An 18,666-nucleotide genomic window follows, 5' to 3' on the forward strand; every position below is an offset into this window, starting at 1 on the left:
AGCTCAGAACACAAAGCCGGCCGGTCGTTCGAAACCAGGCAGCGTCGGCGTGCCGGCATCAAACAAAACCCGCTGCGGAAACAGATCGCCGCTGCGCTTGACCAGAACAGCCTGACCGATCGGGGCGCCAGCAGGACGCACCACGCCGACAAGACGGCCACCATCGGCCAATTGCGCCAGCAGGCCGGCAGGGATTTCCGGCACCGCGCCAGCCAGAAGGATCACATTGAAGGGGCCCTGCTTGGCGAGACCATCCTTCAGCGTGCCCTCGACAATGGCGGTATTGTCGATCCCCAGGGCCTGCAAGGTCTGGCCGGCCTGCTGGGCTAGGGCGGAATCGGCTTCCAGGCCAATCACGGTGCTGCACAGGCGGGCCAGGACGCCCAGCTCGTAGCCAGTGCTGCTTCCCACCACCAAGGCGACCTCGCCGGACTGGATTTCGGCTTCCTGCAGCAGACGGGCCAGAACCATCGGTTCCATCAGGTAGCGGCCAGGGGCTACCGCCACGTCCTCGTCCATATAGGCCACGCCACGATACGCCTTGGGAACGAATTGTTCCCGCGGCAGGGCCGCCATGGCGGCGATCAACTGCTCGTCGATCACCTTGTTGGGGCGGAGCTGGGTCAGCACCATCTGGCGGCGCGCTTCGGCGAAGTGGCGGTCGGCTTGGGCCATGGGGTCGGAATCCGGGCTGGAACGCGGGTATGATACGGGATGAATACAGGCGCCGTTTATAATGCTGCAATGCCGCAAAAACAATGCTCGTATTATGGGTTAGCGATCATAACCGGCTCGCCGGGTGATCGGCGTCACGCCGGCCCGGAGGCCCCGTCAACCGGGGGGAAGCCCTTGACCCCGCAGGGCCGAAACCCTTAGTAAGGGGCGCGTTCTCGAGGTCCGGTGGCGGAGTGGTGACGCAGCGGACTGCAAATCCGCGTACGCCGGTTCAATTCCGGCCCGGACCTCCAATTTCCCGACAAAAATCTCCCTTTCAACGCCCCGCCAGGCCAGGCCAAAGGCCTGCCCTAGCAATTGCCCCCTCTTCTATACCCGTCATTTGCCCCCTATCTTATTGAAAGGCCGCGACTCGCGGCAGGAGGCGACGATGAAAATCATCGGGTACGGCAAGGACAAGGTCGACCATTTCGTGAGCAAGGACATGCTCGACCGTGAGTCCGCGCGCAAGTTGCAGAAATTCCTCGAAGAAATCGAGATGGGCATATTCAGCGCCAACCGTGAGGTAATGCGGAAAGCGGTTCCCGAACTCACCCGGGAATCCTTCATGGCTTTTGCCGTGCGGGTGGCCGAAGCGCGCGCGCGCTATGTCAAAATCGCCCTCGAACTCTCAGGCATCGCCAATCCCTCGCCGGAAGATATCGCCCGGCTTAAGGCCGCGCGCGAGGCGAACGACGAGATGGTGCATGCCTTCGAGGCCGCCAAGCGCGTAATCGAACGCGGCTACACCATCCTTGCCCGCTGAGCTTCAGGCCGCCCCGCCCAGGGCGTAAGCCTGCGCCGCCTGGAGGGCGGCGGCATCGATCCGGTCTTGGCCCAACTGCCGCAGCAGCGTGGCCAGGTCGTAATAGAACCTTTCCTCCACAAACAACCCGTCGCGGAACCGCACAAACACCACGAAAGGCAGCGTAAAGCTGCGGCCGGTGGCCGCCAGCCCGAGGAATGGCCCGACATGCCGGCCGACATACTGGGGCTCGGCCACATAGGTATCGCCATCGATCCAGTGCGCACTGCCCAGGGCCGAACGCTCCACCACATTTCCGAAGGCATCCCACCATTGGCGGTAATGCCGCTCGGCACCGGCGAGGCCGGGAAAGACCTGCCCGGTGGCCATGTCGCGAAACACGCAATCGGGATGGATGGTCGCCAGGGTTGCCGCCATGTCATGGGCATTCTCGGCGGCCAGATGCCGGAACAGCATCGACTGGTTGGGATGGTGCGAAACAGGCTGGTTCATGATGCCCTCCTCAGGACACCATCCAGACGCAGCAGACCTCGCCGCTGTGACAGCCATGTATTCTTCGGCATGCCTTGTTCGGCCGGCGTTAACCGGGCATGATTTTCCTCTCTCCCGCCCTAGATTGTCATCATGACCGCACAGACCATGTCCGCCCTGCCCGCTTCCATTGACGATGTCGAAGCCCTGCTGGGCCGAGGCGATTACGTGGCCGACCGCTCACTGGCCACCACGTTGTTCCTGGCCCTGAAAATGGGCCGGCCGCTGTTTCTCGAAGGCGAGGCCGGTGTCGGCAAGACCGAAATCGCCAAGGTGCTGGCCGCCACGCTGAACCGCCGGCTGGTGCGCCTGCAATGCTACGAGGGCCTCGACCTCGCCTCGGCCGTCTACGAGTGGAACTATCCGCGCCAGATGCTGGAAATCCGCCTGGCCGAAGCCACCGGCGAAGGCGACAAGGGCAGCCTGAGCCATGACCTGTTCAGCGCCGACTTCCTGATCGAACGACCGCTGCTGCAGGCATTGAAGCCCGATCCGAACGGTGCGCCGGTGTTGCTGATCGACGAACTCGACCGCACGGATGAGCCTTTCGAGGCATACCTGCTGGAAGTGCTGTCCGACTTCCAGATCACCATCCCCGAAGTCGGCACAGTGAAAGCCCCCGAGCCGCCTATCGTGATCATCACCTCCAACCGCACGCGCGAAATCCACGACGCGTTGAAACGCCGCTGCCTGTATTACTGGGTGGATTATCCCAGCGCCGAACGCGAACTGTCGATCCTGCAGCGCAAGGTGCCCGGCGCGCCGCAGCGCCTGAGCCGCGAGATCGTCGCCTTCGTGCAGCATCTGCGGGAAACCGAACTGTTCAAGCTGCCCGGCGTGGCCGAGACCATCGACTGGACCCGCGCGCTGGCTTTCCTCGACAAGGTGGCGCTCGACCCCGAGACGATCGACAATACCTTGGGCGTCCTGCTGAAATACCAGGACGACATCGCCAAGATGAAAGGCTCGGAAGCTGCGGCCATCCTGCGCCAGGTGCAGCAGGACATGGCGGCGCTGGGCGCCTGAGCAGCAGCGACGAACGCGCCATGACGATGCTGCCCGCTCCACCGACCGGCGACCAGGGCGGCGCCTTTGCCGAAAACATCGTGCATTTCGTGCGGCTGTTGCGCGCCTCTGGCCTGCGGCTTGGTCCTGGCAAGGCCATCGACGCGGTGCGCGCGGTGGAAGCAGCCGGCATCCGGAGGCGCGACGATCTGTACTGGACGCTGTTCTCAGTGCTGGTGAACCGTCGCGACCAGCGCGAACTGTTCGACCAGGCTTTCCATATCTTCTGGCGCGATCCGAAGATCCTGGAACGCATGATGAGCCTGCTGTTGCCCGAAGCCGAGGGCACGGCGGAACCTAAGAAAAGCGCCACCTCGCAACGCCTGCGGCAGGCCCTGCTACCCGGTCGTGGCGAGAGCAAACCGGCTGGCGAGCCGAAGGAAGTGGAGATCGACGCCACGCTCACCTTCTCGGCCGATGAATTGCTGCAGAGGAAGGACTTCGCCGAAATGTCGGCCGAGGAACTGGAGCAGGCGAAAAAAGCGCTGGCGCGGATCGAATGGCCGTTCCAGCCGCAGCGTGTGCGGCGCCTGAAGCCCGACGATCGCGGTCACCGCATCGACCTGCGCGCCAGCCTTCAAGCCTCCATGCGCACCGGCGGCGCGATCATTCCGCTCAAGCGCAAGAGTCCGGCGCAACGGCCGCCGCCCCTGGTGGTGCTGTGCGATATTTCCGGCTCGATGAGCCAGTACAGCCGCATGTTCCTGCATTTCATGCATGCCCTGACCAACGACCGCGCGCGCGTGCACAGCTTCCTGTTCGGCACGCGATTGACCAATATCAGCCGCCTGCTGCGTCAGCGCGATGTTGACAAGGCGCTGGCCGCTGTTAGCGAGAAAGTCCCGGACTGGTCCGGCGGCACGCGGATCGGTGCGACGCTGGAGGAATTTAACCGGCTGTGGTCGCGCCGTGTGCTGGGCCAGGGCGCCATCGTGCTGCTGCTGACCGACGGACTGGACCGCGAAGGCGGCAAGGGCCTGGCGCGCGAGATCGAGCGGCTGCACAAATCCTGCCGCCGCCTGATCTGGCTCAACCCCCTGCTGCGCTGGGATGGTTTCGAACCCAAGGCGGCCGGCATCCGTGCCATCCTGCCCCAGGTTGACGATTTCCGTCCGGTTCACAATCTTAGTTCCATTGCCGATCTGGCCGCCGCGCTGAGTCATGCCAGCGATGCAGGCAACCGGCTGAAACCCAATCTCGCGAGGATGGCCGCATGAGCGCTGATCCGACTGATGACGTGCTGGGCACCGCCCTGGACTGGAAGCGCGCTGGCAAAGGCGTGGCACTGGCAACCGTGGTGACCACCTGGGGCTCGGCACCGCGCCCCGTGGGCAGCCAGCTGGCGGTGGACGACGAAGGCAAGTTCATCGGCTCGGTCTCGGGCGGCTGCATCGAGGGCGCGGTGGTGACCGAGGCGCTGGATGCCATCGCCGACGGCAAGCCGCGCATGCTGGATTTCGGCGTGAGCGATGCCCAGGCCTGGGAAGTGGGACTGGCCTGCGGCGGCAAGATCCAGATCTTTGTCGAACGGCTGGAAGGATGAAACAGGAAATCCTCGAACAGCTGCAGCAGGACCGCGCCGAAAAGCGGCCCGTGGTGCTCGCCACCTTCCTCAAGACCGGCGAGCAGCGCCTGCTGTATCTCTATGGCAAGAAGGGCCTGAAAGACATCGACCCGCGCATCGGCGAGGCGGCGCGCGCCGCCCTGCTGGAAGACAAGGCGCGCACAGTGGAAACCGAACAGGGTCCCCTCTTCCTCAACGTGTTCAATCCGCCGCTGCGGCTGATCCTGGTGGGTGCCGTGCATATTGCCCAGGCCCTGGTGCCCATGGCGCAACTGACCGGTTATGACGTGGCGGTGATCGATCCGCGCAGCGCCTTCGGTTCGCCCGAACGATTTCCCGGCGTGACGCTTTCCAATGACTGGCCCGACGAGGCCATGGCGCAGATGAAGCCCGATCTGCGCACCGCCGTCGTGACGCTGACACATGATCCGAAAATCGACGATCCGGCGCTGATGTCGGCGCTGAAATCCGATGTATTCTATATCGGCGCGCTGGGCAGCAAGAAGACCCATGCCTCGCGGCTGGAACGCCTGACCGCCGCCGGCTTCGGCCCCGACGATTTCGCCCGCATCCATGGTCCGGTGGGCCTGAGCATCGGCGCCAAGTCGCCGGCGGAAATCGCCATATCGATCCTGGCGCAGATGACGGCGGCCTTACGGCAGCCCGTACCGGCCACCGTAACGGCCACGGCCTGAGCATGTTTTTCGGTCCCGTGCCGGTGCGTGAGGCAACCGGCGGCATCCTTGGCCACAGCATCAGCGCCGGCAGCGAGCGTTTCAAGAAAGGCCGCGTGCTGAACGCGGCGGATATCGATGCTCTCGCGCAGGCCGGACATCGCGAAATCTATATCGCGCGGCTGGACGAGACCGACATGCCGGAGGATGAAGCCGCCCGCCGTATCGCCACGGCCATTGCCGGTCCGCAGGCGCGTGTCGCCGCGGCCTTTACCGGCCGGGCCAATCTTTATGCCGATGCGGCCGGCCTGGTGCGTGTCGATCGGGCTCGGCTGGATGCGCTGAACGAGCTGGACGAAGCCCTCACCGTGGCCTGCCTTGCCGATTATGAGATGGTCGAGGCCGGGCAGATGCTTGCGACCGTGAAGATCATACCCTTCGCTGCGCCACGGGCTGTGATCGAACGCGCCGAAACGACGCTGCACGGCCAGCCGCCATTGGTTCAGGTGGCGTCCTTTACCCCGCGTCGCGTTGGCCTTGTGCTGACCCGCGTGGCCGACAGCAAGGACAGTGTACTGGCGAAAACCGAATCCGCCGTGGCCCAGCGCCTTGCCCTGCTGGGGAGTCGTATCGCCGAAACCCGGATCGTGGCCCATACCGAGGCCGATGTGGCGGCCGCCATCGCCGGCCTGAAAACCGCCGGCTGCTCGCCGATCCTGGTGTTTGGCGCCTCGGCCACCGTGGATCGTCACGACGTGGTACCGGCCGGATTGACCCGGGCCGGCGGCGAGGTACTGCATTTCGGCATGCCGGTCGATCCCGGCAACCTGTTGATGCTGGGCCGCCATGAGGCGATCCCGGTGGTGGGCGTGCCCGGCTGTGCCCGTTCGCCCAAACTCAATGGCTTCGACTGGGTGCTGCAACGCCTGTGCGCCGGGCTGGAGATCGGCCGGCGCGACATCATGCAGATGGGTGGTGGCGGCCTGCTGAAGGAAATCCCCAGCCGTCCCATGCCTCGCGATCAGGGGCCGCACGATACGCCCGCCACAGGCTCTGCGGCACCGCGCCGGCCGCGCATTGCGGCCGTGATCCTGGCGGCCGGCCTGTCACGCCGGTTTGGTGACGGACACAAGCTGCTGGCCGACCTGGACGGCAAGCCGGTCATCCGCCATGTGGTGGAGAATACCCTGGCGTCCTCGGCCCGCCCGGTCTTGCTGGTGACCGGACATCAGGCCGAAGCCGTGTGCCAGGCCGCGGGTGCCGGTGTGCAGGCGGTGCATAATCCGGCCTATGCCGAGGGGCTGGCTTCCTCGCTCAGGGCGGGGCTGAGTGCTCTTCCCCAGGGAATCGATGGCGTGCTGGTCTGCCTGGGTGACATGCCCGATGTGGCGCCCGAGGTGCTGGAAAAGCTGATCGCTGCCTTTAATCCGGTGGAAGGCCGCGCCATCTGCCTGCCGGTCCAGGGCGGCAAACGCGGCAACCCGACGTTGTGGGGGCTGCAATTCCTGCCGGATCTGATGCGGCTGGAAGGCGATGCCGGCGCCCGCAGCCTGTTTGGCCCCCACGCCGAGTGGGTTTGCGAGGTTCCGGTCGACAACCCGGGCATCCTTCACGATTACGATACCCCGGCCATGCTGGCGGCACGACAAAGTGGTAAAGCCTGATTTCAAGCCCTTGAGCTTAATCGAATATTATCCACAGCCGGCCTATTAACCATGCTATCTGGCTTTTTCCGCGTGCGGGAATTTGCCATAGTGGTTGTGCCGCGGGGGCAAAAACACAGCTAATCGGCAGGTTGCCGCCCTCTCCACGACCGTTACCGGAGAAAGCGACCGTTTTCGATGAGTGAGGCTATCAACCAAAACCAGCCGTCGTATGACGACGAGAAGATGTTCACCGACTTCGACCGCCTCGCGCGCGGTAAGATTTTCGGCGGGCGTCTGGCGGCGGTGATTCAGTTCGTCAATCCCAAGACCTTCGAACGCAACCGCGAAAGCTACAATATCGTGGTGCATTCGATCCGGTCGTTGATGTCGAAATACGAGGGTTCGTTCTACACGTTGCACGATTATTCAATCGTGATGTTCGTGCGCCTGTCGGAGCGTTTTTTCGATCAGACCTTCGAGAAGCTGGTTCTGGAAATCGACGACATCCTGACCCGCAACAATGTCGCCATTGGCCTGACCCCGGAAGAGGCGGAAAACGCCGTCCGCTGGTATCGCTTCGACAGTCAGTTCGAGGAACTGCAGGAGCTGGTCGACAACATCCAGCAGCGCTTCCGCGTTTTCTCCGAGCGGCGCAAACGCCTGCTCGCCAAAGCAGGCACGGCGGCCGCCACAGGCGATGGCGCACCGCTGACGCCCGGCGCGTTGCAGCAGATCGACGACATCCTCAAGAAGGCCGACGTCTCGACCTTCATGAAGCGCCAGCCGGTGACGCTATGCTTCGGCAACCAGCCACCCAAGCCGATCTTCCAGGAAATCTTCGTCGGCGTGAACGAACTGCGCCAGGCGATTGCGCCAACCGTGAACCTGCGCGGCGCGCGTTCGCTGTTCCATCACCTGACCCGCACGCTGGATACCCGCGTGTTCCGCGCCCTACTGGATGGCTATGTGACGCGCAACAGCGGGCCGTTCAGCATCAACCTGAATGTCAGCACCATCCTGAGCGACACCTTCCGCGATTTTGACAGCCGCATCGGCAATATCGTGAAGAAGGAACAGATCATCATCGAGATGCAGCGCTACGATGTGTTCTGGGATTACAACGAGTACCTGCTGGCCTGCGAATTCCTGCATAATTCCGGCTATCGCATCCTGATCGACGGCATCACGCCCGATCTGCTGCAGCTGTTCGGCCGCAAGGAGTTGAAAGCCGACTTCGTCAAGCTGTTCTATTTCAAGGACCGCCACGAAGACTGGATCGACAAGGAACTGGCCAGCAAGATTGCCGAAACCGATCCCAACCGCGTCATCATGGCGCGCTGCGAGACCGAAGAGGCGATGCGCGCCGGTCTGGCCGCCGGCATCCGCCTGTTCCAGGGTTGGCATATCGACAATATGATCCGCGCGTCGCGCGAAGTGGTGAACTGAGCCAGCGACGGCTCGTTCCCATTACTCCCATTCACCCTTTTCGACAGCAGGTCGCGCCATGTGGAACCGCTCCAGCCCAAAACCCAACCAGACCGAGAGCCAGGTGACGGAAATCCGCGCTGGCGCTGCCCCGCAGGTCAAGAAGCAGGTTTCATCCAAGGATAACGAGCGGATCGAGAAGATCCTGGCGAGCATCGCCATCGATACGTCGCAGACCTTCAATGCGATGCTGGATTCGCTGATGGGCGAACGGCCGGTTTCTCATCATGAAAGCAACCAGACCCGCGACTTCATTGTCAGCGTGTTTGACGACATCCGCCAGGAAAGCAACCGCGATGCCGTGGTGCTGGCACGCAAGTTCGCCGATATGTGCATGCGTGCCGCCGACCAGTTGAACGACAACCACCAGCGCACCGTGGCGCGCTGCGTCAGCGAGCTGTTCGAGCAATTCGCGGCCAAGCTCGATCATCGCGAGCCGGCCAATTCCAATTAGGCCGAACGAGAATCCGGAAAATCAGAACGGGCCGTAATGGTCCAGTTCGCGTAGGAAATTGCCGGCCAGTTTCGCCGCATCCTCGCCGGTAGCCGTCTTGAACAGGGCGGCATCCTCGGACGACAGCTTGGCCAGCGGCCGGATCAGGCCATCGAAGAAAAGATAGAATTCGCGCTCGCCGAATGGCAGGGCCTGCCCCTCGAAGGGGCGTTCGATATAGACGTTCGATGAGATGCCGACCGCGGTCGGGTCGTGCTGCATCACCTTCATCGCCCATTCCTTCCGCGTCTCGAAAACGCGGAACGATTTCATCACGCGTGCAGCCACCTTGAAATAGAGCTGCTTGACGCGGGTATCGGCATAGTATTCCGCCCAGTCGAGCGGACCGCCGCCGGCGACGCGCAGTTCCTCGGCGATACTGGCCGCCTCTTCCGCCATCACGTCGACCTCGTCGCCGAACAGCGAGCGCACGAAAAAGAAGTAATTGCCGATCAGCCGGCGATCCAGCTTGTCCTCGGCGAACAGGGTATCCAGCGGATGCACCAGCAGGCGGCCGAAGGCATTGACCCGGGCGCCCTTGCGCTCGTCCTCCTCGATCACCTTCATCAGGGCGTCGTAAGACGCGCGGTAATAATGATCGTAATCCGGCGCAGTCTTCATTGCCTCGATCAACTGCCGCAGCGTTTCAATCGTGAATGGCGCCTTCTGTGCCTGCTGTTCGGCACCCTGAACCAGGGCATCAAACAGCCGGTTGGACATCTGACGGAGAAAATCCGGACCTCGGGTGATCATCGTATTTTGTCTGGCCTATAGCCGAATCCGTTCCTGCTGGCCGCAGCTTAAAGGGGCCGCCGGGCGGATGCGAGGCAATTCTTGGCGCGTCGCCGGGAACGCAGATACGCTTTATTAACCCTCACGTTGCGTGGTAGCCGCCGCGCCGCTAGAGTGCCGCCCTTCCTTGCACCCTGCCCCGCCCTTGCAGCATCTGCCATGAGCCTGATCCTTACCCTGTCCTGCACCGACCGTCCCGGCATCGTCGCGGCTGTTTCCGGTTTCCTCGCCGCCAACCGTTTCAATATTCGCGAATCCGCCCAGTTCGGCGATGGCGAGACCGGTCTGTTCTTCATGCGCGTCTGCATCGAGGACCTGCAGACCGGGCCCGATGGCCAAAGCCGACCGGTGGAAGAAATCCGTGCCGCCTTCTCACCCATCGCCGCTCCATTCAACATGACCTGGGGCATCCATGACGAACGCGTACGCCCTCGCGTTCTGATCATGGTGTCGAAATTCGGCCATTGCCTGAACGACCTGCTTTACCGCTATTCCATCGGCGCCCTGCCGGTGGAGATTCCGGCCATCGTGTCGAACCACCGCGACTGGTATCAGCGCGCCGCCGCGCACGACATTCCCTATCACCACTGGCCGGTGACCCCGGCCAGCAAGGCGCGGCAGGAAAAGATGCTGCGCGACCTGATCGAACAGGAACGCATCGACCTGATCGTACTGGCCCGCTACATGCAGGTTCTGTCACCCGAATTGTCACGTGCCTTTGCCGGCCGCATCATCAATATCCATCACTCCTTCCTGCCCAGCTTCAAGGGCGCCAAGCCCTATCACCAGGCGCATCAGCGCGGCGTGAAACTGATCGGCGCCACGGCGCATTACGTGACCGAGGATCTGGATGAAGGCCCGATCATCGAGCAGGAAGTGGCTCGCGTGGACCACAGCTATTCGCCCGATCAGCTCGCCGCCACCGGCCGCGATATCGAAAGCCTGGTGCTGGCGCGTGCGGTGAAATACCACGTCGAACACCGCATTTTCCCGAACGGCAACAAGACCGTGGTGTTCCGCGGCTGAGGCCGCGCGAGCGGCCTATTCAATCGCCTCGCTGCCGAGGCTTTTGGCCACCTTCTTGAGCAGGCGGATCAGGGTGGCACGTTCCGCCGGGCTGAGCATCGCGACGATGTTCTTCTCGTGCTGCTCCACCTTGCGGGTCAGTTCGGCCAGGAAAGCCTCGCCCTCTGTGGTCAGGCGCAAGGCATAGGTGCGGCGATCTTCCGGCGTGCGTTCGCGCAGGATCAGGCCCTTGCGCTCCAGTTGGTCCAGGGCCGGCGTCAACGTGGACTTGTCCAGACCCACCGCGCGGCTGAGCGCCGTCTGATTGATGCCCGGATTGGCCTTCAGCAGGGTCAGGAGGCTGAAGCGCCCCGGCGTCAATTCCCCCATGCGGTCTGCCAGCTTGCCGACCACGCCGGCGAAATTCTCAAACACCGCAACCTGCGCAATGCGCAGGGCATAACCGTAATAGCCGGATAACGGGCCGCGATCGATCTTGCGGTCGACCTTGCGGTTGCCGGCGGGCTTTTCGCCTTTTGCCGGAGACGGATTGCGGGGAGCGCGCGCCATCTCAGTTCATATGGCTTGGCAGATACAGCGCGATGGCTGGAAACAATACAAGCAGGGCAAGGCGGATCAGATCCACAAGGATAAAAGGCATGACGCCCTTGTAGATTTGCCACAGGCTGACGTCGCGGGCAATCGAGTTGATGACAAAAACATTGATCCCGACCGGCGGCATCACCATGCCCAGGGTCGTGACCATGACGATGATGACGCCAAACCAGATCGGATCGAAACCGAGTTGCATCATCACCGGATAGATGATCGGCACAGTCACCAGGATGATGGCAAGCTCATCCATCAATGCGCCGAGAACCAGATACATGATCAGGATCAGCACCAGGACGCCATAGGGCCCGACCGGCAGGCCGGTGAGGAAGTCGCTCACCCTCTGCGGCGTCTGGGTAATCACCAGGAAATAGCCAAACAGGAAGGCCCCCACAACGATGGTGAAGATCGATGCCGAGGTGCGGACGGCTTCGATCAGACTGGATTTGATCTCGCTCCAGCCGAGCCGGCCGCGCAGAATACCGATCAGCAGCGCGCCCACCGCGCCGCAGCCGGCCGCCTCGGTGGCCGTGAACACGCCACCATACAGGCCACCCACGATGCCGGTGAACAGCAGCACGGTGGCCCAGATATCGCGCAGCGAGGCAAGGCGTTCCTGCCAGCTGGCCTTGGGACCGCGTGGCAGCAGGTCGGGCCGCAACCAGCCAACCGTCTGGATCACGATCATGTAGAGCGCGATGGCCAGCAATCCGGGCAGAATGCCCGAAACAAACAGCTTGCCGATATCCTGTTCGGTGAGAATGCCGTAAAGGGCGAAGATCACCGATGGCGGAATCATGATCCCGAGCGTGCCGCCCGCGGCAATCACACCGGTGGAAATTCCCGGGTGGTAGCCGAAGCGTCGCATCTCGGGCAGCGTCACGGTCGTCATGGTGGCCGCCGTGGCCACCGACGATCCGTTGATGGCGGCAAAGCCCGCACAGGCGGCCACCGTCGCCATCGCCAAACCGCCTCGGCGATGCCCCAGCCAGGCCTCGCCGGCACGGAACAACTCGCGGCTCATGCCGGCCGCGGTTGCAAAGGCTCCCATCAGGATAAACATCGGGATCACGGCCAGATCGTAATCGGTCGCAACCCGGATCGGCGATTGCGCAAGCAGGTTCAACGCCGGCTTGGTGGCTGCCAGCAGGCCGAAACCGCCGACTCCGACAATGCCCATGGCCACGCCGACCGGCACGCGCAGGACCATGAGAATGAAAAGGACAACAAAACCGCCGACCGCAACAAAATCCTGATCCACGGTCATACCTCTTTTTTGCCGGTCAACAGACGAACCAGACGCAGCAGCAGCAGAAGCGAGGCCAGAGCAATTCCCAAGGCCGCCACGGCGTGGAACGGCCAGACCGGCAGGCGCAGATCGAACGTCTGCTCGTTGCTGGCGAATACACTCGTCACCTTGCCTTCCAGCATCCAGGCGAATACGGCCATGAAGGCCAGCGTGACCGCAGTGGCGAAAATATCGATCAGACGTTTGCCCCAGGTCGGCGCCAATTCCCAGAAACCATCGACCTGGATGTGGCGGTTATGAAAGCCGGCCAGCGCGATGCCCCAGAACATCGCAGTGCCGAGCAGCAGGCGGGAAAAATCGAAAGCGTCCGGCAGCCCATAATTGAACAGCCAGCGCAACATCACGGCCGCAAAGGTCAGGAGGGCGATGGCCCCCAGCAGCAGGCCAGCAATCAGCTCGACCTTGTCGATGAAGGTTTTCATCGGACAATCCCCCCTACCGGCACTCTAGCGGCAAGCACATGCGTGATGCAAATCGGGGCTGCGGCCGCTTTCCGGTCGCAGCCCCGTTCAGCCACTCAGTGTCAGAACGCGGCGTTGCGCTTCTTCAGTTCAGCCTTCAGCTCGTTGAGAGCCTGCTCGCCGTTGACGCCCACCTTATTGACGTCATCGTACCAGGCCTTGGTCATCTCATCCGACAGCTTGCGCCAGGCGGCAATATCGGAATCGCTGGGCTTCACACCCTCGTGTCCCGGCAGGGCCAGCATCTTGGCCTTGCCCGACGATTCGGCCTCGGCCCAGCCCGTATTCACCTTCTCAGACCATTCCGGCGTGCAATGCGCGTCGAACGCCTTCTTCTGGTTGGCCGAGAGTTTGCCGTAGGTGCCCTTGTTCACGGCCAGCACGAAGTTGCTGATATAGAGCGGTGCATCCATATGATACTTCACGGCCTTCTCGAAGCCGAAGATGAACACACTACCCCAGGGGAAGCTGATCGCATCCGCCAGGCCGCGCTCAAGGGCGTCACGCGCTTCCGGTGCCGTGACCTGAACATTGGTGCCGCCGGCCAGTGTGACCAGGCGCGCCACCGAGGCATTGCCCGGGCGGATCTTGAGGCCCTTCAGGTCATCGGGCTTGGCGATCTTTGCCTTGCTGTGGAAGGTGCCCGGATCGTGCACGAAAGTGATGCAGACCTTGACGTCTGCCATCTCCTTCTCAGCGTATTTACGATACCAGGCATCGATCGCAGCCGAGCCGCTCTTGCCGTTGGAGAACAGGAACGGGATTTCGCTGCCGGCAATCACCGGAAAACGGCCGGGTGTGTATCCGGGATTGACATAGGTGATGTCGGCGATGCCATCGCGCGCCATGTCGTAATGGTCTTTCGCGGCGCCAAGCTGCTGCGAGGGGAAAATCTGGGTCTTCACCGTGCCATTGGTTGCCTTCTCCAGTGACGCGCCCCATTCGCCGAAAGCCGGATGCAATGGATGCGACGGCGGCAGCCAATGGCCCAGACGCAGCGTGACCGGCTTGTCCTGCGCCTGCGCGACCGGCGCGGCAGCAATCAGGCCAACGGCGGCGCCGAGGGCGAAGCCAAGGGCATAGGTGTGGAACTGGCATTTCAGGGCCATGGTATTTTCCTCCGCTAGCGGACCGTCTCGTGCTGGATGCCGGCAGTCCTTTGGTTTTACCCGCCGACCCTATCAGGCGTGTTGGCGGGTGTAAATATAGTTTCGTTGGATACCAAACTATTTTCCTTGACCATGGCCGAAGCTGGTGGGACATTCCGCGCCAGCGGGAGGAGTCGACATGGAACGCTCTTTTGCAAAAGAGATTGAATCGTTGCGGCTGGGCGACGGCGACACGTTCCGCGGCGAAGGCATTCTCGCCGTTACCAAGGCCCTGCTGCAGTCGGGCGTTTCCTATGTGGGGGGCTACCAGGGCGCGCCGGTTTCGCACCTGATCGATGTGCTGGTGCAGAGCCAGGATATTCTCGACGATCTCGGCATCCATCTGGAGACCTGCACCAACGAAGCCTCGGCTGCGGCCCTGCTCGGCGCCTCGATCAATTATCCAGCACGCGGCTGCGTCACCTGGAAGGCCATCGTCGGCACCAATGTGGCATCCGATGCCCTCAGCAACCTCGCCTCGGCGGGCGTGGTCGGCGGCGCGTTGATCGTGGTGGGCGAGGATTATGGCGAGGGCGCCAGCGTGATCCAGGAACGCAGCCACGCCTATGCGATGAAATCCTCCATGTGGCTGCTGGATCCGCGGCCCGACCTGACCACCATCACCAACAGTGTCGAGCACGGCTTTGCGCTCTCGGAAATCTCCAATACGCCGGTCATGCTGGAACTGCGCATCCGTGCCTGCCATGTTACCGGCGAATTCCCGGCCAAGGCCAATGTAGCGGCAAAGGTCTCGCGCAACAGCCGCCTGCCCGGTCCGTCTGCCTTCAATTACGATCATCTGGCCCATCCGCCCGCCACCTTCATGCAGGAGAAGCTGAAGCTGGAGCAGCGCCTGCCGGCGGCACGAAAATACATCCTCGATCACGGCCTGAACGAAGTGATGCCCGGTGACCTGAACGACGTGGGCATCATCGTGCAGGGCGGTCTGTATAACGCGCTCAACCGCGCATTGATGAACCTGGGGCTGGCCGATGCTTTCGGACAGAGCCGCGTGCCGACACTGGTGCTCAACGTCACCTATCCGCTGGTGCCCGAGCAGATCAGCGCCTTCTGCGCCAGCAAACGCGCCGTGCTGATGGTGGAGGAAGGATCACCCGACTATATCGAGCAGGCGATCCATGCCATCCTGCGCAAGGCCGACCTCAACACCCGTCTGCACGGCAAGGGCATGCTGCCCGAAGCCGGTGAATACACCATCGAGGCACTGACGCGCGGGCTACTGGCCTTCATCAAAGCCGAGCAACCGCAGATCGACGTGTCCACCGCAGAAGCCGTGTTCGGCTCGGCGCTGGAGAACCGTAAGACGGCCCAGGCGCTGATCGGCCCGACCCTGCCGCAACGGCCGCCCACCTTCTGCACCGGCTGCCCCGAGCGGCCGGTCTTCACGGCGATCAAGCTGGCCGAACGCGAGATCGGCAAGGTGCATATCGCCGCCGATATCGGCTGCCATGCGCTGGCTACCTTCGCGCCATTCAGTGTCGGCCATTCCATCCTGGGCTACGGCATGTCGCTGGCATCCGCCGCCGGCGTCGGGCCGCTGATGAACAAGCGCTCGCTTGCCATCATGGGCGATGGCGGCTTCTGGCATAATGGCGTGCTGTCCGGAGTGGCCTCGGCCCTGTTCAACCGTGGCGACGGCGTTCTGGTGATCATGCAGAACGGCTATACCTCCGCGACCGGCGTGCAGTATATCCCCTCCTCCGCCGGCAACCGGGTCGACGGCCAGCCCAGCGGCTCGGATATCGAAAGCACGTTGAAGGCTTTGGGCGTGCAATGGGTGCGCCGCCTGCGCTCCTATGGCCTGAAAGATATGACCGCTTCACTGAAAGAGGCGCTGACCACTGCCCGCAAAGGCCTGAAGGTGATCATCGCCGAGGGCGAATGCCAGCTGGCGCGCCAGCGCCGCCTGCGCAGCGACGAGACCCGGGCCCTGAAAGCCGGCGAGCGCGTGCTGCGCACCCGCTTCGGGATCGACGATGCCGTCTGTACCGGCGACCATTCCTGTATTCGCCTCTCGGGCTGCCCATCGCTGACCATCAAGCCCAACCCAGATCCGCTGCGCACCGATCCGGTGGCCAGCGTCAACAGCGGCTGCGTTGGTTGCGGCCATTGCGGCGAGGTGGCTCATGCCGCCGTGCTCTGCCCGTCTTTCTATAGAACCGAGATCGTGCATAACCCGACGCTGTGGGACCGGCTGAACGACCGTTTCCATCGCGCCGTGATCGGCTGGCTCGGCGGCGGCAGAAACCCGGCCGCGCAGCCGGTGGCGGGAGAGTGACCATGGCCGCTACACGTCCTGTCTGCATCCTGATCGCCGCCATGGGTGGCGAAGGCGGCGGCGTGCTGACCGGCTGGCTGGTCGGCGCGGCACAGCGCGAAGGCTATCCGGTGCAGAGCACCTCGATCCCCGGCGTGGCCCAGCGCACCGGCGCAACCACCTACTATATCGAGCTCTGGCCCGAGAAGACCGACCGCCGCCCGGTGATGTGCCTGAACCCGATGCCAGGCCAGGTGGATGTGATGATCGCCAGCGAATTCGTCGAGGCCGGCCGCGCCATCGCCAACGGCTATGTCTCGCCCGACCGCACCCTGCTGATCGCCTCCACCCATCGCGTCTATGCCGTGGCCGAAAAAAGCGCCATGGGCGATGGCCGTTACGATGCGGGCAAGCTTTTCCGCGCGGCCAAGGATCACGCGAAACAGACCATACTTTTCGACATGGACCAGGCCGCGAAAGACGCCGGCTCGATCCTCAACGCCGTGCTGCTCGGCGCCCTCGCCGGTGCCGCTGCATTGCCGATTTCGCCAGAGGCTTTCGAAGCCGGCATCCGCACCGAGGGCAAGGCGGTGGATAGCAATCTCGCCGGCTATCGCTTCGGCCTGGCGCATGGCCGGGGCGAGCTGGAACAGCGCGCGTTGCGGCAGGCACCGAAGCCCAATTCTGGTACCGTGATGACAGAGCGCATCATTCGTTTGCCCGATGCAGCTCAACTCTTTGCGTCCGAAGGCGTGCACCGGCTGGTGGACTACCAGGATGAAGCCTATGCGCGGCTCTATCTCGACCGGCTGGAAAAAATCGCGGCGCTGGGCGATGACCTACTGACAGCGGAGGTAGCCCGGCATTTGGCCCTGCGCATGAGCTTTGAGGATGTGATCCGCGTCGCTCAATTGAAACTCAAACCCGAGCGCTTCGCCGCCATCGAGCGCGAAACGCGTATTAAACCCGGCCAGCCCTATGCCGTCGCGGAATTCCTCAAACCCGGCATCGAGGAGATCGCCGGCCTGCTGCCGCCGGTGCTGGCGCGTGCGATCCTCGACTTCAGCGGAAAGCGTGGTTGGAACAAACGCCTGCATCTGGGCATGACGGTGCAGTCGAACCGCATCGGCGGTTATCTGAAGCTGCGTTTGATGGCCGGGCTGCGAAGCTGGCGGCCCCGGAGCCATCGTTATGCCGAAGAACAGGACCGCATCGCTGACTGGCTGGACCTGATCACCCGGGCAGCCAAGAAAGACATCGCGCTGGCCCGCGAGATCACCGAATGCGCGCGGCTGATCAAAGGGTATGGCGATACATTCAGACGCGGCGCCGACAATTTCGACATGATCCGTCGCCGTGTGATCCTGCCAGCCCTGGAAGGCCGTATTCTCGCCGCACAGGCAGTGGATGCCGTGATCCAGGCCCGTACGGCCGCGCTGGCCGACCCCGAAGGGAACGGCCTAGGCAACATGCTGGCGGCGTTCGAGGACAGCCTGGGCAGATTGCCGCAAGCCGCAGAATAACCCCGGCGCCTATTCCATTGCGCTCGGTTTTCTGGGACGCTGGACCACAGCTATCCTGCGAGTGACCGCGTGCCGCCAGACCCCGCCGACCTGCAGCTGATCCGCGCGCCCGAATTGCGCGCCTTCGCCGAACACTGGTTCGCCTGTCGCCGGGCCGGCGAGCGCGTGACCCGGCGAAGCGATCTGGACATCTTTCACCTGCCGGCCTTGATCCCGTGCCTGTTCCTCTATGATTACGACCCGGCGACCCGCGGTTTCACCCTGCGTGTGGCTGGCGAGGAAATCCGCCGGCTGCTACCCCATTCCCTGCCCGGCACGCCGCTGGAGCAGATCATGCCGCCGGCCCTTCTGCCCGTCGTGCTGGAGCGTTACCGTCGCGTCTGCGAAGAGCCGGCGATCCTGCACGGCATCGGACGGGTTTTCGTCAACCTTGGCGGCAGCGGCGTGGGCGAGCGGATCGTCCTGCCGCTGGCCGGTGCAGATGGCCGCGTCTGCCAGATGATCGGCGCGACGATCTATACTTTCGGCGACCGCCTGGAGAATGGCAGCACTTTCGCCCGCGAAGAAGTCGCGATCACCTTCATACCGCTATAGGCCAGC

19 protein-coding genes and 1 tRNA gene are annotated in these 18,666 nt (G+C 63.2%); 13 read left to right on the top strand and 7 right to left on the bottom strand.

Annotated features, from left to right (window positions below; genetic code table 11):
* Positions 1-3: 3 nt before the first annotated feature.
* Entirely contained in the window at positions 4-675 is a 672-nt protein-coding gene (locus ACE3OO_RS18615; protein WP_374305225.1) for a protein-L-isoaspartate O-methyltransferase, read from the bottom strand.
* Between the two features lie 219 nt (positions 676-894).
* On the opposite strand from ACE3OO_RS18615, the gene ACE3OO_RS18620 reads away from it, so the two are divergent.
* Positions 895-968, top strand: a tRNA-Cys gene (locus tag ACE3OO_RS18620).
* Positions 969-1,105: 137 nt separating this feature from the next.
* Entirely contained in the window at positions 1,106-1,480 is a 375-nt protein-coding gene (locus tag ACE3OO_RS18625; protein WP_374305227.1) for a hypothetical protein, read from the top strand.
* 3 nt (positions 1,481-1,483) lie between these two features.
* Here ACE3OO_RS18625 and ACE3OO_RS18630 read toward each other — a convergent pair whose 3' ends face one another.
* Positions 1,484-1,972 carry an ester cyclase gene (locus ACE3OO_RS18630; RefSeq protein WP_374305229.1) on the bottom strand — a complete coding sequence of 163 codons (489 nt, stop codon included), beginning with the start codon at positions 1,970-1,972 and terminating at the stop codon, positions 1,484-1,486.
* Positions 1,973-2,104: 132 nt separating this feature from the next.
* On the opposite strand from ACE3OO_RS18630, the gene ACE3OO_RS18635 reads away from it, so the two are divergent.
* The 7 genes from ACE3OO_RS18635 to ACE3OO_RS18665 all read left to right on the top strand — a co-directional run bounded on the left by ACE3OO_RS18635 (position 2,105) and on the right by ACE3OO_RS18665 (position 8,899).
* Entirely contained in the window at positions 2,105-3,037 is a 933-nt protein-coding gene (locus tag ACE3OO_RS18635) for an AAA family ATPase (RefSeq protein WP_374305231.1), read from the top strand.
* 20 nt (positions 3,038-3,057) lie between these two features.
* Positions 3,058-4,293, top strand: a complete 1,236-nt coding sequence (locus ACE3OO_RS18640; RefSeq protein WP_374305234.1) for a VWA domain-containing protein — start codon at positions 3,058-3,060, stop codon at positions 4,291-4,293.
* Positions 4,290-4,619, top strand: a complete 330-nt coding sequence (locus ACE3OO_RS18645) for an XdhC family protein (protein WP_374305236.1) — start codon at positions 4,290-4,292, stop codon at positions 4,617-4,619. The genes ACE3OO_RS18640 and ACE3OO_RS18645 overlap by 4 nt, the downstream gene beginning before the upstream one ends.
* Complete coding sequence (locus ACE3OO_RS18650) at positions 4,616-5,335, top strand: XdhC family protein (RefSeq protein ID WP_374305238.1); 720 nt, start codon at positions 4,616-4,618, stop codon at positions 5,333-5,335. Before ACE3OO_RS18645 ends, ACE3OO_RS18650 begins: the two co-directional genes overlap by 4 nt.
* Positions 5,336-5,337: 2 nt before the next feature.
* On the top strand, positions 5,338-6,978 hold the full coding sequence (locus tag ACE3OO_RS18655) for an NTP transferase domain-containing protein (protein ID WP_374305240.1): 1,641 nt from the start codon (positions 5,338-5,340) through the stop codon (positions 6,976-6,978).
* 177 nt (positions 6,979-7,155) lie between these two features.
* Positions 7,156-8,406 carry a hypothetical protein gene (locus ACE3OO_RS18660; RefSeq protein WP_374305242.1) on the top strand — a complete coding sequence of 417 codons (1,251 nt, stop codon included), beginning with the start codon at positions 7,156-7,158 and terminating at the stop codon, positions 8,404-8,406.
* Positions 8,407-8,464: 58 nt separating this feature from the next.
* Complete coding sequence (locus tag ACE3OO_RS18665; protein ID WP_374305244.1) at positions 8,465-8,899, top strand: hypothetical protein; 435 nt, start codon at positions 8,465-8,467, stop codon at positions 8,897-8,899.
* Positions 8,900-8,920: 21 nt separating this feature from the next.
* Here the strand turns inward: ACE3OO_RS18665 and ACE3OO_RS18670 are convergent, their stop codons facing one another.
* Positions 8,921-9,658, bottom strand: a complete 738-nt coding sequence (locus ACE3OO_RS18670) for a hypothetical protein (RefSeq protein ID WP_374305246.1) — start codon at positions 9,656-9,658, stop codon at positions 8,921-8,923.
* Positions 9,659-9,889: 231 nt separating this feature from the next.
* Between ACE3OO_RS18670 and purU the strand changes: the two genes are divergently transcribed.
* Complete coding sequence (purU, locus tag ACE3OO_RS18675; protein WP_374305248.1) at positions 9,890-10,756, top strand: formyltetrahydrofolate deformylase; 867 nt, start codon at positions 9,890-9,892, stop codon at positions 10,754-10,756.
* A gap of 15 nt (positions 10,757-10,771) precedes the next feature.
* Here the strand turns inward: purU and ACE3OO_RS18680 are convergent, their stop codons facing one another.
* The 4 genes from ACE3OO_RS18680 to ACE3OO_RS18695 form a co-directional block, all read right to left on the bottom strand.
* A complete protein-coding gene (locus tag ACE3OO_RS18680; RefSeq protein WP_374305250.1) occupies positions 10,772-11,305 on the bottom strand; it encodes a MarR family winged helix-turn-helix transcriptional regulator in 534 nt (177 codons plus the stop codon).
* Between the two features lies 1 nt (position 11,306).
* Positions 11,307-12,608: a TRAP transporter large permease gene (locus ACE3OO_RS18685; RefSeq protein ID WP_374305252.1), complete on the bottom strand. Its 1,302-nt coding sequence runs from the start codon at positions 12,606-12,608 to the stop codon at positions 11,307-11,309.
* Between the two features lie 2 nt (positions 12,609-12,610).
* Positions 12,611-13,078, bottom strand: coding sequence for a TRAP transporter small permease (locus ACE3OO_RS18690; RefSeq protein WP_374305254.1), 468 nt, complete (start codon positions 13,076-13,078; stop codon positions 12,611-12,613).
* Positions 13,079-13,179: 101 nt separating this feature from the next.
* Positions 13,180-14,226 (bottom strand): TRAP transporter substrate-binding protein, encoded by a 1,047-nt coding sequence (locus ACE3OO_RS18695; protein WP_374305256.1) that lies wholly within the window; start codon positions 14,224-14,226, stop codon positions 13,180-13,182.
* Between the two features lie 178 nt (positions 14,227-14,404).
* On the opposite strand from ACE3OO_RS18695, the gene ACE3OO_RS18700 reads away from it, so the two are divergent.
* From ACE3OO_RS18700 to ACE3OO_RS18710, 3 genes are all read left to right on the top strand, one after another.
* Positions 14,405-16,564, top strand: a complete 2,160-nt coding sequence (locus ACE3OO_RS18700; RefSeq protein ID WP_374305258.1) for a thiamine pyrophosphate-dependent enzyme — start codon at positions 14,405-14,407, stop codon at positions 16,562-16,564.
* Positions 16,565-16,566: 2 nt separating this feature from the next.
* Positions 16,567-18,066, top strand: a complete 1,500-nt coding sequence (locus ACE3OO_RS18705; protein WP_374305260.1) for an indolepyruvate oxidoreductase subunit beta family protein — start codon at positions 16,567-16,569, stop codon at positions 18,064-18,066.
* Between the two features lie 69 nt (positions 18,067-18,135).
* The gene (locus tag ACE3OO_RS18710; protein WP_374305262.1) at positions 18,136-18,660 is read left to right on the top strand and encodes a PAS domain-containing protein; all 525 of its coding nucleotides are present in this window, start codon (positions 18,136-18,138) and stop codon (positions 18,658-18,660) included.
* Positions 18,661-18,666 lie beyond the last annotated feature (6 nt).

Source organism: Ferrovibrio sp. (assembly GCF_041906005.1).
Classification (GTDB): Bacteria; Pseudomonadota; Alphaproteobacteria; order Ferrovibrionales; family Ferrovibrionaceae; genus Ferrovibrio.